The organism is Paenibacillus sp. FSL H3-0310, assembly GCF_038002785.1.
In the GTDB taxonomy this organism is placed as follows: Bacteria; Bacillota; Bacilli; order Paenibacillales; family Paenibacillaceae; genus Paenibacillus_AQ; species Paenibacillus_AQ odorifer.
Window position 1 is genome coordinate 2,230,570 of record NZ_JBBODC010000001.1, and the last position, 15,403, is coordinate 2,245,972.

Annotated in this window: 9 protein-coding genes; 4 read left to right on the forward strand and 5 right to left on the reverse strand. The window is 42.2% G+C overall.

What is annotated here, in order from left to right; genetic code table 11:
• Positions 1–73 precede the first annotated feature (73 nt).
• Positions 74–853, forward strand: a complete 780-nt coding sequence (locus MHH63_RS10030) for an AraC family transcriptional regulator (protein WP_076303304.1) — start codon at positions 74–76, stop codon at positions 851–853.
• 76 nt (positions 854–929) lie between these two features.
• On the opposite strand, the gene MHH63_RS10035 is transcribed toward MHH63_RS10030, so the two are convergent.
• Positions 930–6,791, reverse strand: a complete 5,862-nt coding sequence (locus MHH63_RS10035) for a bacterial Ig-like domain-containing protein (RefSeq protein ID WP_076303303.1) — start codon at positions 6,789–6,791, stop codon at positions 930–932.
• A 159-nt stretch (positions 6,792–6,950) separates the two neighbouring features.
• Here MHH63_RS10035 and MHH63_RS10040 point away from each other — a divergent pair, with 159 nt between their 5' ends.
• On the forward strand, positions 6,951–7,118 hold the full coding sequence (locus tag MHH63_RS10040; RefSeq protein ID WP_179089466.1) for a hypothetical protein: 168 nt from the start codon (positions 6,951–6,953) through the stop codon (positions 7,116–7,118).
• A 510-nt stretch (positions 7,119–7,628) separates the two neighbouring features.
• On the opposite strand, the gene MHH63_RS10045 is transcribed toward MHH63_RS10040, so the two are convergent.
• The 4 genes from MHH63_RS10045 to MHH63_RS10060 form a co-directional block, all read right to left on the reverse strand.
• A complete protein-coding gene (locus tag MHH63_RS10045) occupies positions 7,629–8,636 on the reverse strand; it encodes an alpha/beta hydrolase family protein (RefSeq protein ID WP_076303302.1) in 1,008 nt (335 codons plus the stop codon).
• Positions 8,620–9,297: a GNAT family N-acetyltransferase gene (locus tag MHH63_RS10050; RefSeq protein ID WP_076303301.1), complete on the reverse strand. Its 678-nt coding sequence runs from the start codon at positions 9,295–9,297 to the stop codon at positions 8,620–8,622. The genes MHH63_RS10045 and MHH63_RS10050 overlap by 17 nt, the downstream gene beginning before the upstream one ends.
• The gene (locus MHH63_RS10055) at positions 9,294–10,082 is read right to left on the reverse strand and encodes a MerR family transcriptional regulator (RefSeq protein ID WP_341171459.1); all 789 of its coding nucleotides are present in this window, start codon (positions 10,080–10,082) and stop codon (positions 9,294–9,296) included. Before MHH63_RS10055 ends, MHH63_RS10050 begins: the two co-directional genes overlap by 4 nt.
• A gap of 476 nt (positions 10,083–10,558) precedes the next feature.
• On the reverse strand, positions 10,559–11,206 hold the full coding sequence (locus tag MHH63_RS10060) for a transcriptional regulator (RefSeq protein WP_339281114.1): 648 nt from the start codon (positions 11,204–11,206) through the stop codon (positions 10,559–10,561).
• Between the two features lie 197 nt (positions 11,207–11,403).
• On the opposite strand from MHH63_RS10060, the gene MHH63_RS10065 reads away from it, so the two are divergent.
• Both MHH63_RS10065 and MHH63_RS10070 read left to right on the forward strand, forming a co-directional pair.
• The gene (locus MHH63_RS10065; protein WP_339281113.1) at positions 11,404–11,652 is read left to right on the forward strand and encodes a hypothetical protein; all 249 of its coding nucleotides are present in this window, start codon (positions 11,404–11,406) and stop codon (positions 11,650–11,652) included.
• A gap of 638 nt (positions 11,653–12,290) precedes the next feature.
• Positions 12,291–15,401, forward strand: coding sequence for an ATP-binding protein (locus MHH63_RS10070; protein WP_341171460.1), 3,111 nt, complete (start codon positions 12,291–12,293; stop codon positions 15,399–15,401).
• Positions 15,402–15,403 lie beyond the last annotated feature (2 nt).

The following is a 15,403-nucleotide window of genomic DNA, read 5'->3' on the forward strand; positions in this document are numbered from 1 at the left end:
TAACGTTGTTAGTTCTATACTTTATATAGTACACTTTAAGACAAAATTAGTGTTTTCGTGAAGGAGAATCTACTTGTGGCCCTTTTTTGAAAAACATGGTGTCAGCGAAAAAGATTACTTTAAACTCATTTCATTGAAAAACTATCATTTTCCACTTCATTTTCATCGGGCATTTGAGATTATTTATGTCAAAGACGGGCAGTTATCTATCACCATTGATGGGAAAAGCTATCAGGTGCAGAAAAATGATCTGGTTTTTATTTTTCCTAATCAGATGCATGAATTTGAGACGATTGATTTTTCGGAGATTATGGTAATCCTTTTCTCCACAGAATTGATAGGTGATTTTCACATGAATTATAAAAGCTTTATACCAAATGATAATGTTCTCCATGCTGTGAATGAACCTGATTGTACAAAGCTGGATTCGATTTATAGCCAGAAAAGTTTCCTGTATGGTGTATGCGCGCAGTTGATCTGTCAGACATCATTTGCTCCGGTCAAACAGACCCCGCAAACAAAGGTGCTCTATAAAATCCTGCTTTTTGTAGAACAAAATTATTCTGCCGATTGCACATTAAAAGCGGTAGCAAAACATCTGCAATATGATTACCCGTATTTATCAAAGCTGTTTGTCCAGCTGATGAAAATGCCCTTCACAGATTACTTGAATCACTATCGGATCTCACAAGCATGTTATATATTAAAAAACTCGAATCTGACTATTGGTGAAGTTGCCAACCTTTGCGGCTATAGTAACTTACGGTCATTTCATCGGAATTTCCAGAAAATCACCCATCAATCGCCGAAAGGGTATCGGGTTTCCAATCCTCCTGATAAGGAAATGAACTAGAAGACTTAAAGGGGGGAGGGAAGAGGATAAAAAGAACTCCAAAACCACGAGTATAGTGGTCTTGGAGTTCTTTTTTTTATTTTTGCATCATAATTCTGTAAATCAGCATGGCGGCTTCGGCACGTGTGGAATGGGCAGTTGGTGTAAGCTGCTGCTGAGAGTCTCCTTTAATGAGACCTGCTGATACCAGCGTTGCAATATCATTTGCCGCATAATTAGAAATTTGATTATGGTCGGTGTAGCTGTCTAATGCAGAGGGGGAGGAAGAGGTCGTATTCGATTCCCATACCTCAGCAGCCTTCAATGCCCTAGCTGCCATAACAAACATTTCTTGTCTGGAGATGGAGTCATGAGGGTGGTAAAGGCCGTCGGTTTGGCCCGTAACGACCCCTAATTTCTGAGCTGTCATAAGTCCCTCATAAAAATAATCGTTAGGTGACACATCAGCAAAGCTATTTCCTTCTGCTGCGGATAGACCTAAAGCTCTAACCAATAAAAGTGCGAAATCTGCACGTGTAACAGTCTGGTCGGGCCTAAACTCTGTTTCTGTTACACCATTAATGACACCTTTTGATGTTAGTACTTCTACAATAAACTTCGCCCAATGAGAATCAGTTATGTCCCTGAACGTTTTGTGATTGTAAACGGCGGCGTATTGTCCAGATGAATTTGTTGTTGAGAAAATAGCTTGCTTCTTATCTGAATCATAATTCCCGCCTACTACCGGTTGGATGACTCCGTGCTCATTGACGTTCCACACTACAATAAAGGCGTTGTTCAATGGAGGTACAGCTGCTGGATAAGGAAGCCCAATTTGTATGGCCGAATTTAAACTCTCTAATTGAACTGTTGTACCATCCAAAAGTAACTCGTAATCAATAAGCAAACTTTCACCCAATTGCTTCTTTAAACTTCCTGTTGTATCGACAGGCTTGAGGAGCAAGGTAACCGTCTTCACATTGTCCAGTGTCTTCGCCGGGAATAGATTATCCGGAAGTACAAAGGTAGCTAGTGATGTATTGATCTCCAGCTGCAGTGTGGATGCTCCAACAAGAAATGCTGCGGCAGGGAGAGTGACTTCAAATGAGCCAACTTTTGGCGATTGTTCCTCTGCGAGCTGAATTCTTAGGATTTTGTGGCCTGCGGAATTAGGTTTGGCTAAAGCCATAATCTTTTGTAAGGAAGATTCAGTCAATATTGCGCTAGCTTTTTCTCCATTCATAGTAGTAGGTATCTCAATCCTTACGCTACCGTCCAAATGGAGTATAGTAGTGGCCGAATCTCCAACCGATGTTCCGGAACTGCCTGCACTCACGGCAGCCGTCGGACTTGGAGAAGCGGTCGGACTCGGAGAAACAGTCGGACTCGGTGAGGCCGTCGGACTTGGAGAAGCCGTTGGGCTCGGAGAAACAGTCGGACTCGGAGAAGCCGTCGGACTTGGAGAAGCCGTCGGACTCGGAGAAGCCGTCGGACTTGGAGAAGCCGTTGGACTCGGAGAAGCCGTCGGACTTGGTTCCGGCCCATCCAAAGGAATGAACTTCAAGAAATCGCCCCAGATTATATTCCCGTCAGTATCCCGAGAGTAATTGACTACAGGATTTAAGCTGACAAAGTTAGAATCACTCAGTTCTAAACCTGATTTATTCGCCGATCGCGTACCGTCAAACATGAAATTATTGTCCGCAGCTAAAGAAGCTGGATATTGGTCTTTTGCAATGTTGGCAGTTCGGTAAGATAAGAAACCGTCAATCGTAAAGTCTGCAGTAATGTGATCATAAGTGGTGAAGCTTATATTACCACGCGTATTGTTAAATCCGATGTTGTTGATGGCGATCACACCTGGATTACTATTGCTTGTAAAACCATAAGCGCCATTACCAAAGGCGATGGAATCGCGGATGGTATGTGTGACATGAATGCCTTCGCCACCAAGCTTGAAGCCATTTTTATCACCGGCACCTACGGTTCCGTCTGTTAAGAACCCATTGTTGAAGGCGGCGCTGTGCTCAATCAGCACTGAACCTATTGCACCTGAGCCTGCTTTCGTATATAAGTCCCAGCCATCGTCGATATTGTTATGCGCCAGACAACCTCTAAAAATATTACCAACACCCGCAGTCAATTTTGCCGCAAAGCCATCGGCATTATTGTCGGATGGATCACGGTTGTCGAAGGAGGTACTGTTGAGAATTAAGTTGTAGGAAGGCCATTCATTGATTTCTATCGCGGTACCATCAGTTCGGCTGATTTGTAGACCAGTGTCACCATTCGCATAGAAACGGCTATTTTCAACGATGTTATAATTGCCTCCCACTGTAAAGCCCTTGGTATTCCCAGCTGAGCGAGTGAAATCAAGTCCCTTCACATGCCAATAGTTTCCGCTCAAGAGAACACCTTCTGTTTTTTTGTCAAAATCAAAGATAGGTCTTGCTCCTGGTGCTGCTTCTATATACTTTTTGGCGGAGGCTTTGCCATCATTGTACTTTTTAATCTCAAGTGGTGATTTCCGCACATAACGACCCTCAAGCACAATAATATGCTGACCTGGTTTAACGAAATCAATCGCAGTATCGATATCAAGTGGGAGATTGATTGTTCCATCTCCGGAGCTTGATCCGGTGGGGGATACGTAGATATCATCATCTTCGTTATAACTTTTTAGGGTGACGGTAAAGTTGCTGATGATCTTCTCATAAGAGGTCAAATACTGAGTATCATCTGGTAAAAAAGTAATGCTGAAGTTCGTATCTCCTTGATCAAGAAGTCTCGTGGGAATAGAAAGACGTTTACCAGCTATTGCCTCGATATCCTGAGCGATGATCGTAGAACCTTGCTTCAACGTCACCGTTCCGTTGACATTAGAGCGCACAATCATTTGGTAAGCTGGATCTGAGGTTTTACTTAGTGAAAGTATATTTAAGCTAGGTGTGACGGGAGTCGCAGGTGGTTCTATTTTAGGAGAATCTGTAGCTGCTGAAGTGACTGTTAATTGAATATTGCTTACATTAATTGTGGCTAAACGAGCAGCATAGAATCCGACATACATTTTTGAATCCTGTACGCTTAGAATGTCTGGTGTGAAATGAATAGCTTGTTGGCCATTATTGAGCTGTCCTGTAAAACCACTATTCGTCTTTGCTAAGGTTAAATGGTAAGGTGCTGCTGGAACAGTATTGGCAGGTGCAGGACGTTCTTTTTGAAGCATGATGGTTTGAATCCCTTTACTGCCAGTCCCATCCGTTTTTTCAACTCCCGTACGGACAAAAAGCTGTGTGCCCAGATCGCTTTTCGTCCCGCCGCTATAACCACCGATGGCAGCTATATTGGATGCAAAGACGCTAGAATTTCCTTGTGTGCCGATGACGTCACGTGCCATAATGCCAAAAGATTCTTGCCCGTCATATGGATTTTTTGCAAAAGCCAACACTTGGATATCCGCAGACAGCACGAAATTATCTTCCGCAGCATCTAGCTCGGTGTAATAGAAGGTAATGCCGTCATGATCTTCGGTGACTTTACCGCCGCCTTCCAAAGCGATCAGTTGGGCGGATCCATCCTCGTTGACAATCGTCTGATTGTTAGCAGCTGAAGTGGACTGACCGAATTGAATGCTTTTCCAAACGGGATCCATCTTTTCTTTTACTGTAACGGAATACGTAATGGGCATAATAGAAGAATCGGTAGGGAGTATGCCAATTTCATACACTCCAGCTGCCTGATTGTTGAACTTGGAAGTGTCGAGCGTATAGCTGTTTAGCTTCTCTCTATCTGAATTATCATACACTTTGGATACGAAGAGATCTTTGCTGTCAAAGTTTTCGTTAATAAAAAAGGTAGTTTTAGGATAGCTGGTGACTTCGATGCCAAGTAGTTTTTTAACGTTGACCTTAACTTGAAAAGAGGTTGTTAAGCCTTTATGCGTAATTGTGATTTTTTTATCCCCAGATGTCGTGGTGTCGAGAAGAGAGACCTTGTATTCATTGTTCAACAGCCGAATCTGTGTACCATCACTGTAATGAGCATAAACCACAAGTCCTTCTAGTTTGAGGGAGTCACCGATATAGTAGAGTGTTTGTTTAGGTTCATTTCGAATTTCTAAAGCGGATAACGTCGCTGCTTTTACTTCCACGTTAAAGGTCGTTGTGATTGCCGGCGCCTCTGTTGAAGTAACGGATACCGCTGTGGAGCCTGATTGCGTAAATAGATACGGTAATAAATCGCTGATCGGTTGTCCGTTAATGGAGAGGGAATAAAGATCACTTGTCAGTTCTTTGGTCAGGAAGCCGTCGTTATAATTGGCAACAAGAACAAGACCTTCTGGATCGAAGGTATCCCCTGGGTAATATACGGTTTTAGCTGGATAATACTTCACTGATAATGAGGTCATAGATAATGGAACGATTTGCAAAGGAATGCTCACGAAAGCACCGTTGTAGTTAATGGTTATGATATTTTCTCCAACCTTGCTGCTATCAAAGCCTGTAACAATATAATCCGTAGAAGATAAAACTGCCTCGCTCTCATCAGAAAAAATAGCCTTAACGACTAATCCAGTCAAATCAAGGGGTTCACCAACCAGATAAGTGGTTTTCGTCATTGCGCTCGTATCAGCGGTTAAGCTGGTTACGATTTTGGATTCAAGCTGGATGTCTATGTCACTGAAAGTAACAGTTGCATCTCTAGCTACATAAATTCCGGCAAAAAGAGTATCTGTGAACGTATCGTCCAGTGTTATGATTTCGGTCTGATCACCCACACTTAATCGATAAGTATCTCCTGATTTTTTAATACTTAGCGAATATACAGCTCCTGCGGACGGAGCCTGGATATCGCTAAAAGGATTTAACTTCACTTGGGTGTCTTTTTTATAAAAACCTTTCATTACCTGATCCAAAGCACCCACCGCCGCATAGTTAGAAGTGGTTGTGCTTGTATCTCCGTTCGTCCCAATACTGTCGCGGAGCATAAGACCGAAGGATTTCTGGTTAGGTGTGCTGACAGTGCTATTGCTATTAAAAGCAATCACTGAAGCGGTCGCTTTCAGTTCAAAGTTCGCTTCCACAGGAATCTCTTTCGAATAAAAAGATAATCCCTCATCGCTGCTGGAGATTTTGCCGCCGTAAGTCGTCATCGTTACAGAGGTTGGACTTTCAATTATAGGTTCGGGGTTCTTTGCTGGACTAGTATTGCCTCCGAAGGCGCTGAAGCCCCAAGGTCCTAGCTCGATTTGGCCTTCTTGACTGAATTGAATGTTTCGGAACGTAACCGTAGTATTTCTAGCAGTATAAAGGCCCGCATATTGAATGGAGCCGTCAAAGCTTTCGATCGTTTTGGTTTCATTGCCGATGCGGATAATATACAGATTTCCGGTCTTTTTGATGCTTAATTCGTAATTCTCTCCTTGGGCAGGGCGATTAGCGTTATCAAACACGTACCCAAGTTTCTGTAGGCTTGTATTTTGCAATTTATGAAACGCTTTCATTTCTTGATCCAAAGCACCCACGGCGACATAATCACCAGAGTAGGCTCCGAATTGGTTATCCCACACATTGCCGCGCAGCATTATTCCGAAGGAAACTTGGTTATTGGCTGTCCAAGCATCCACGTGAGCCGTTGCCTTCAACTCAAAATTAACACTTGGATCAACCTCTTTAAAGTAATAAGCGATACCTTCCGTGCTGCCCGATACTTTGCCTCTGTCGTTCGAGCTTCGCAGTGTTGCTGATCCATCCGTGTTCTCCGTAATGCCAAAGTTGGCCGCAGTAATCTTGTCTTGCCCCCCAACATCACCAAATACGCTGCCTTGCCATTCACTTTGAATGTTAATCATTCCTTCATAAGGATCAGGTGCTTCCTCTGCAAACATCGATAACGGAAAAGAGGAACACAAAAGCAGGAAGGTTACGAGCATGGCTAACAAACGTTGTTGTTTTCTCAATGATTAAAACCTCTCCTTATATGATCGATTTTGACCAAAGCTAAGCTTGATCATCCGAAATTATACGTTATCACTAAAGCGTACAGCTATAATCAATACGCCATATAACGCTGTTTATGCAGCAGGAGAGGGAGAATCTGAGTTAATGACACCCGGTTTATGCCTTTGCTTCTGCTACTTACGTGGAGTTTTCGGAGTCTGTTGCTGGTGGTTAGTACGCTGGCGTGGTGGTTACGGGCGCCGAAGCTGCCGATAAGTATGCTTGCAGTGGAAGTCCGCGACCGTTTGAGCAAAAATTACGCCCGCGATTGTCGTTACGGACCGTAGTGCAGCTATTTCAGCTAATACGTTCATTTTCCCTGAGTTTCGGACTGCATAGCTCTTAATGAGCAGAAAAAGTGGATCAGAGCAGTGTTTTTGAGTAAATAGCTACAACTGAGTCCGATAGCGTGGCGAAAACGAGGAAATTCAGCAAATAAGGGCTGTACGGTCCGAACGTAGGGAGTGCATTGGTGATAGTCGTAGGTATTCTATAAGATACGTAGATTCTGGGGAAATCATAGCCAATACACGGGCTTGGGCTGTTGTTAAGTACTTTCCGCGTGGTGGTTACGGACCGTAACGCAGCTATTTCAGCTAATTCGCTCATTTACCCTGAGTTTCAGACTGCATAGCTCTTAATGAGCTGAAAAAGTGGATCAGAGCAGTGTTTTTGAGTAAATAGCTGCGTCTGAGTCCGATAACGTGGCGAAAACGAGGAAATTCAGGAAATAAGGGCTATACGGTCCGAACGTAGGGAGTTCAGCTGGCGAGAGTGCATAATGAATGGCAAACAGATTAAAACTGGCTTACAAAGTGAACCAAATCATCTAAATATGGCTCAACAACAATATGTCGTGGAAAAAAGACAGCGGTCAAATATGTTCTTAATGGTGATAAGGCATTCTTTTTTGAGAGCATAGAGTGATCAGCATCAGGAATATAGAAGACGGAGAGTAGGTTTTCAGGAATTTTTTCACGGTAAACACGTTCGGTTTCCTCAACATCTACATTTATATCTTGCCCGCCAAGAACTAAGTGGACAGGTGTAGTGAAGTTTTTTAAATCCCCGCTCGCATCTGACTGATAATTTTTAGCGAAAAAACCCCATTTTTCTTTGGAAATTAAATCGTCCGATTGTGCAATTCGCAAGTACTTTTCATACGACGCCTGTTCTTTAAGTAGCAGTAGGATTTGCGCGTTATAATCTTCTCTCTTTTTTATCTCCTGTTCTGAAAAACCTTCTAAAATCATCTCTTGTCTGGTATTGTATTGTCCTTGAGAAATCCATTGAATGGCGGGGGATACAAGAATACTGAAGGCGAGATCAGGCACTTTTTTAACAATCTTAGGAATCACCCAGCCCGCCTGACTTGCTCCCCACAAACCAATAGCTTGAGCATCAATCATAGGTAAGGCTTTAGCCCAGTTAATCGCATAAATAGTTTCTTGCGCTCTATCCTCCATGCTTTGTTCTAGCCAGTTCCCTGAGGAACCCCCAATACCCGGTTTGTTAAGAGATAAGGAAGCATATCCGGCAGAGGCGAGCTTTTCCCACAAAGGTTTATATCCATCATCGTAAGTATCATTAACTGGGCCATCCCCATGAACAAAAACTACCAGTCCGACGGTTCCAGAGTAACTTTCGGGCAGAACTAAGGTTCCTGTTAGTTGACCTTGAGGTGTATCTATTTCAATTTTTTGCTCAGTCATTGAAAAAGAATGTTGCTGTAGTACGAACAGGACCGCTGCAATCAACAACGAAATGGTAATCATCCAGACAGTTAGCTTAATTTTCTTTTTCATTCATTGATCCCCCAGATTGTAGCGATGTTTTTCTTATCATGTAATGCCAAATAGGCTCTTTAAAAAGTAAATGTCTTACCGCGCTATAGTCAGATTTATGGATCTCAAAGTTCAACTGCTGGTACATATTAATGGCTCGTTTATTATTGTTAGCAACATGTAGCGTTAATCTTTCAACCTCAGAATGACTGTTGACAAAATCCGCCGCCCAAACCAGCAACTCTTTGCCAATTCCCTTATTACGGTGACTGGACCGAACAGCCAAATGAGCCACATAACACTCTTTTGCTCTAGGTTGATAATCCAAAAAATATAACCCAAGGATTAACTTACAGACATTTAAGCATCCAAATTTCTTGAATAGCTGCAAAAAGGGAGTCGAATGCAGTGGTTTAATTGATCCTTTTTTAAGGGAGAGCGTATCCTGCCATTTTAAGTAGATAGTGCCAACCACTTCTCCGTTTTCATAAGCGATTATTTGTTTGGATGATAAAGAAGTAGAATCTTGTTCCCAAAGTCTTATAAGTAGATCAGCAATTTCATTGTCCTCGAGAGAGAGGAGAGAGTGAAATTTCCCGTGAAATGCATCTACCAAAAGCCTGCTTACAGCCTCACGATCTTGTTCCTGGTAATGGGCGATGATAACCTCGTTTGTACTCATTTAGTGGTATCATCTAAGGCATGCTCGATTTGAATTTGAAGCTCATAATGAAGCTTGTCGTTGTTAAACATGGATAGGTACGATTTCTCCAAAATGATGATTGGTCCCAATACCATGTAGTGATGCCCATTTAAAAAGTGTTCCAGCTTGGCAATCTCATGATCTACATCCTGATCGTCTGTTACAAAAAATGCTTTATAGAGATAACACCCTTTTTCTAAAACAATGTCAGGGGCGGGAGTGGTTTCAATGGTTTCAAAGCATAAGGTTACTTGTTCAGAATCGTATACATAATGCAAATCTGTTTCAAATAAATGATGGTACTGCGGTCTTTTTTCATATAAACTTCGTGCAGTTAGTGTTTCGTTATCCTCTAGCACCAACCACTTTTTCAGATAACGATTGTCCACATGTTTAATTTGATACTCCCCCTCCATGTTGCCATAATCTGCATGCTCTTTTAGTACCTTTTGTATAAATTGTTGCAGCATTATTAATTGGTTTATTTCTGAGTTGATTTTGTTTAACGATTTCTCTAACAGCAGTTGGTAGTCATTCGTTGCGGATTTATTCATACTTTGGCTAATGGTGCTGACAGAGATGTTTAATTTGCGGAGCAACAGGATATGTGCCAATTGATAGATCTCATCGATGCCGTACATCCGGTACTGATTATTGTCTATATAGGATGGAAACAGGATTTCTTTTTCTTCAAAATATCGAATCTGGTGGATAGATACATTCATAAGTTTTGATAGTTCGCCAATTGTAAGGTACGGATTCAAGGGCGGTGCTCCTAACTGTAAGTTATTTGATAAAATAACTATAAACCTTAGGTCAGACCTAAGGTCAAGCGTTGATTAAAATACGGACTAAGCAGAGCACTTTTTTTCTGAATAATGATTAGTAATAGTAATAGATGGTAATGAAAAAGACTTAGATTTTGGAAGGACAATGCGGGGGTGCAACGGATTAGATTCAGGATCATTTTTTTGTATGAGCCTTGCTGGTATGACCCTAGAGTTGCCATTACGGACCGTAATGCAGCTATTTTAGCTAATTCGCTCATTTTCCGTGAGTTTCGGACTGCATAGCTCTTAATGAGCTGAAAAATTGGGTCAAAGCAGTGTTTTTGAGTAAATAGCTGCAACTGAGTCCGTTAGTGTGGCGAAAACGAGGGGAATTGGGAAATAAGAGCTATACGGTCCGAACGTAACTTTGTTAATCAAACCATACTAATCAAACCAAACTAATCAAGTCATCACATTCTAAGCTGATAGGTTCGATTGCGTACTTTTCCACCGACGATCTCTAGTAGCTGCTGTTCAACTAACTCATGTAAAACACGTCGGGCATGGCGATTAGTGACTCTAAGATGGTGGGTAAGCTCTACAGGTGTGAACGGACGCAGAAGACGTCTTGCGAAACGAAGTGTTTCAGCTTCTAACCAAGTTAATGAAGAGGGCGCGTCTGAAGCCATGAATTTGCCGATGAATGCGAGTACTAGTTGTTGACATAGCTGAGGCTCGTCCGTGATTGAGGGATAGGCGATGGATAGGAAGGTCCAACCGTCTAGCGATAATAAGGAATGGCGTCTACATAAATCTTTGGATCGTCGTACATCAAGATCTCTAGCATGCGGACCGTAGCCTTGAATCTCAATTCCACCCTTTGCTCCACCTGGCATATAGGCCAGATCAAGATAACGATAACCATTGTTGAAATCGCGCACTTCCCATTCGTGGAACAAGTAGTTGAAGTTTCCTACAGCAGGAAACCATACCGCACGCAGAAATTCGACTGTTCCATAGCCCAACCCTTTTGCAAGAAGCTCCTGTCTGCGGGGATTGTTCTCCTTATCCAAGTTGATCTGTAACCATTCCTCTAGTTGCTGTTCGAATCTGGACATTTTGTATATCCTCCTTAAGTAATTTTTTGAAAAAAGAAAAAGCCGCTCCCATACAATTCCTCCTGAGCTTAACCCAGGATAGAGATTGTATAAAAGCGGCGTGTTCTTCACGACCTATAGTTGCTATTATAACGAGTGCTGAGGATTTCTTCAATGAGTTACTGTGTATAAAGATGACGAATTCTAATAGGTTTTAAATGAAGGTAGCTAGCAGGGTGAACGAGCTGAATTTGCTGAAGTTAATAGTTACTCTAAAAGCGGATTCTTCCCCCGCGCGGCCGCATGGCTTTTCTAGGACGATCATCATGTGCTTACTGATCCGCAAAAATGGATTACGTGCTCTGCGCAATATCATTATTCATTTTCGAACGTTGCGGACCGTATTGCAGCTATTCGTACATTTTCGCTCGTATTCCAAAAGTTACGGACTGCATAGCTCTTATTAGCTGCAAATCGACTCAAAATTGGGCAGTTATGTGCGAATAGTTGCAACTGAGTCCGATAGCGTGGCAAAACCCTCATTTTTCAGCAAATAAGGTCTCCTGAGTCCGCAAGCGTGCGGCGTAAGCATTCAGAGTTCCCAACGACGTCAGAATTGTCTATCTAGTCCAAGTCGTCAGATTATCCATGTTGTCTATGTCACCAAAGTCATGTAACTCCGGGATGAACGGACCGTATTGCAGCTATTCGTACATTTTCGCTCGTATTCCAAAAGTTACGGACTGCATAGCTCTTATTAGCTGCAAATCGACTCAAAATGGGGTGGTTATGAGCATATAGTTGCAACTGAGTCCGATAGCGTGGCAAAACCCTCGTTTTTCAACTAATAAGGTCTCCTGAGTCCGCATGCGTGCGGCGTAAGTATTCAGAGCCGCAAGAATTCTCAGACCCTCTTTTCATACAAGTCCCGCTTTTTCCGAAAAAAATCCTAATAAAGGCCTATTACTTTGTCGAATTGTGAAGGAAATTAGAAAATTTTATAGAATTATCTATGTTCATCTAGACTTTTTACTCTACATCACGTGTTGCAGGATGGCCCTGGTGATTGCTGCAGCTTTACTCTTCCATAAAAGGGGCCGATACGATGCTCAAAAGGACATTACTTATCTATCTGATTGGTTTAATTTTATTATCTGCGATTCCTCTATCCATTCTTATGGGTCACGATAAACAAGGAAGTCACCTGCAAGTGCAGCATGGAGTCATGGATCTCGCGGCTTGGGATTACGAACAGGATAAGATTATCAAGTTAGACGGTGAATGGGAGTTTTATTGGAACCAGCTATTAACTTCTGAGCATTTTAGGGCGGGTAGCGCAGATATACCTGATTCTACAGCTTGGATGGAGGTGCCCTCCCGGTGGAACGGCAACATCGTTAATGGAAGCCCTTTACCCGCCTTCGGTTCCGCCACCTATCGGATGGTTCTAAAAAACCTGCCTGTAAGCGGGGTATTCGCCTTGAAAAAAACAAATATCCGCTTTTCAAGCAGGATTTTTGTTAATGGACAGTCAGTTATTGAGGATGGAAATCCTGCTGCTAATGAAGCTGATTATCGGTCAGGGAATATCCCGCTGATTGGGCTTTTTTCGTCTGATAAGGGAGATGTAGAAATCATAATTCAAGTCTCCAACTTCGATTATGTAAATGGGGGCATTCCGGTTTCTTTATCCTTTGGTGAGGAAGCAGCAATGATGGAGGTGCAGCAGAAGAGTACGGCCCGTGAATTTAGCACCGTTGCTATTTTAGGCACACTTGCCCTTATCTTTTTTATCTGCTTTGGGGCAGCGTCCTTATACCGTAAGCAGGATTACTCTTTACTTGTATTTGCTACTATTTGTTTGCTGTTTGCGATATATCATGGGTTGATCGGCGAGCGTTCACTCTTACTCTTTTTCCCTAAACTTTCGTTCATAGTGCTCTACAAAGTAAAGGATATAAGCTCCATCTCCTGCTTTATTGTGCTCGCAATATTTTTTTACCAAATGCACAAAAGCATAATATCTTTAAAATTTACTCAAGCCATAACGATTGTTTTAGGCAACTTTATAATTCTGGTCGCCATCCTGCCGATTCGTTCTTACACGGTCATTTATCCGTATGTGATTATTTTATATGAGCTGATGTTAATTTGGATGTTATGTAGAGTGGCTACCCTATATATTAGAAGCGCAGAAGTAAATAGAATCAAATTGCTGCTGATGTTTATGGCGATTCTAGCTATTAATCTATATTCCATAGACATTATTTTGTTTGCTCTTTCTATAAAAGAGAACCTTTGGCTCGGGCAGTTTTACATTGTGGCTTTTAATATCATCATGATCGTGCTGATTGTTCTACGTTTTTTTGAAGCCTACCATACCATAGACGAGATGAAAAACCAGCTGATCGGGCTGGATAAAATTAAAGATGAATTCCTTTCCAACACCTCACATGAACTAAAAACACCTCTAAATGCCATAGTGAACATTACAGCTACGCTGCTGGATGGGGTTGAGGGTCCAGTTAATGAAAAACAAGCGCAGAATCTAGCGATCGTAATAGGGAGCGGCAGAAGATTAACACATATGGTAAATGAACTACTTGATTATTCCAAAATGAAGTATGGAGACATCACATTATACAAAAGCAACCTGGATTTGAAAGCCGTTGTTGATTCCGTCATTGGTATTCATTCTTTTTTGCTCGGAGAAAAGTCGATCCTGCTCGTTAACAGAGTCGCTTCGAATTTTCCTATGGTGAATGCAGATGGCAATCGTCTGATTCAAATTTTCCACAACTTGGTTGATAATGCGATTAAATTTACGGAACAGGGTGAAATAGAGATTAGTGCCAGAGTTATTCAGGAGTGGGTGGAAGTACGTGTGGCAGACACAGGTTTGGGTATCTCACCGGATATGCAGGAGCGTATTTTCAAAGCTTTTGAGCAGGTGGATGAGGCGGAGATTCATAGTCATGGTGGAACAGGGCTCGGATTAAGTATTACTAAGAAGCTAGTAGAACTGCATGGTGGGAACATAGCTGTGGAATCTACAGTGGAAAAAGGTTCGGTGTTTATTTTTACACTTCCACGGTGGGATAAAGTGGTTAAGCCAATCTCGAGGCCAACCCTTAAGGCGGCACATTCTTATAAAGAATTAAGTTTCTCCCATGGTAGTTATCCCCTTTATATCAAAGGCGAGATCAATGAGCCCATTTTAGTAGTGGACGATGATTTTGCCAATCTGCAATCTATGATCAATCTGTTTAAGCTAGAGAAATATTCTATTGTGGTTGTCAATCGCGGGCAGATGGCACTTGAGGAGCTAGCGAAAAACACAGACTTTTTTTTGGTGGTACTGGATATTACCATGCCGGACATTTCGGGTTACGAGGTTCTGCAAAAGATTAGAGAGAGATTTACCCCTTTTGAGCTACCTGTGTTAATGCTGACGGCCAAGAACAGGGTGAGCGATATGAAGATGTCCATGGATAACGGTGCAAATGACTATGTGGGAAAACCTTTTGAAGCTGAAGAGCTAATGGCACGTGTTAAAAGTCTGACCCGATTGAGAGCTTCCGTGAAGACTGCTAAAGACGCCGAAATTGCTTTTTTACGATCCCAGATCAAACCTCATTTCTTATACAATGCTCTGAATTCAATTGCTGAACTATGTGTGGAAGAACCTGAGAAGGCCGAAGAGTTGACACTGCAGCTGTCCCAGTATTTGCGAAGCAGCTTTGATTTCAAACAACTGGATTCACTAACGAGTCTGGAGAATGAGCTTGAGCTGGTAGAGGCTTATATCAATATTGAAAAAGCACGCTTCGGTGCCAGATTAAATGTGGAATATGATGTGAGAGTGAATACGGATTACCGGATTCCTCCGCTGATTCTACAGCCTTTGGTCGAAAATGCAATAAGGCATGGCCTAATGTCCAATTTGCGGGGTGGCACGGTAATTATATCTGTAAAAGAATTAGAGAATTCTGTGATTAGCTTTATTGTGGAGGATAATGGATCTGGAATGAGTGAGCATAAATTGAAAGAAGTAATGCAGTCAGATGTAGATAAAAGAGGGGTGGGGCTGTGGAATATCAGTCAGCGCATCAAGCTATTATATGGAAAAAATATTCATATTCAAAGTGCTGAAGGATTAGGCACAACGGTATCTTTTGAAATTCCAATACAGCAGCTTAAGCGGATGGGAGGTTGAGG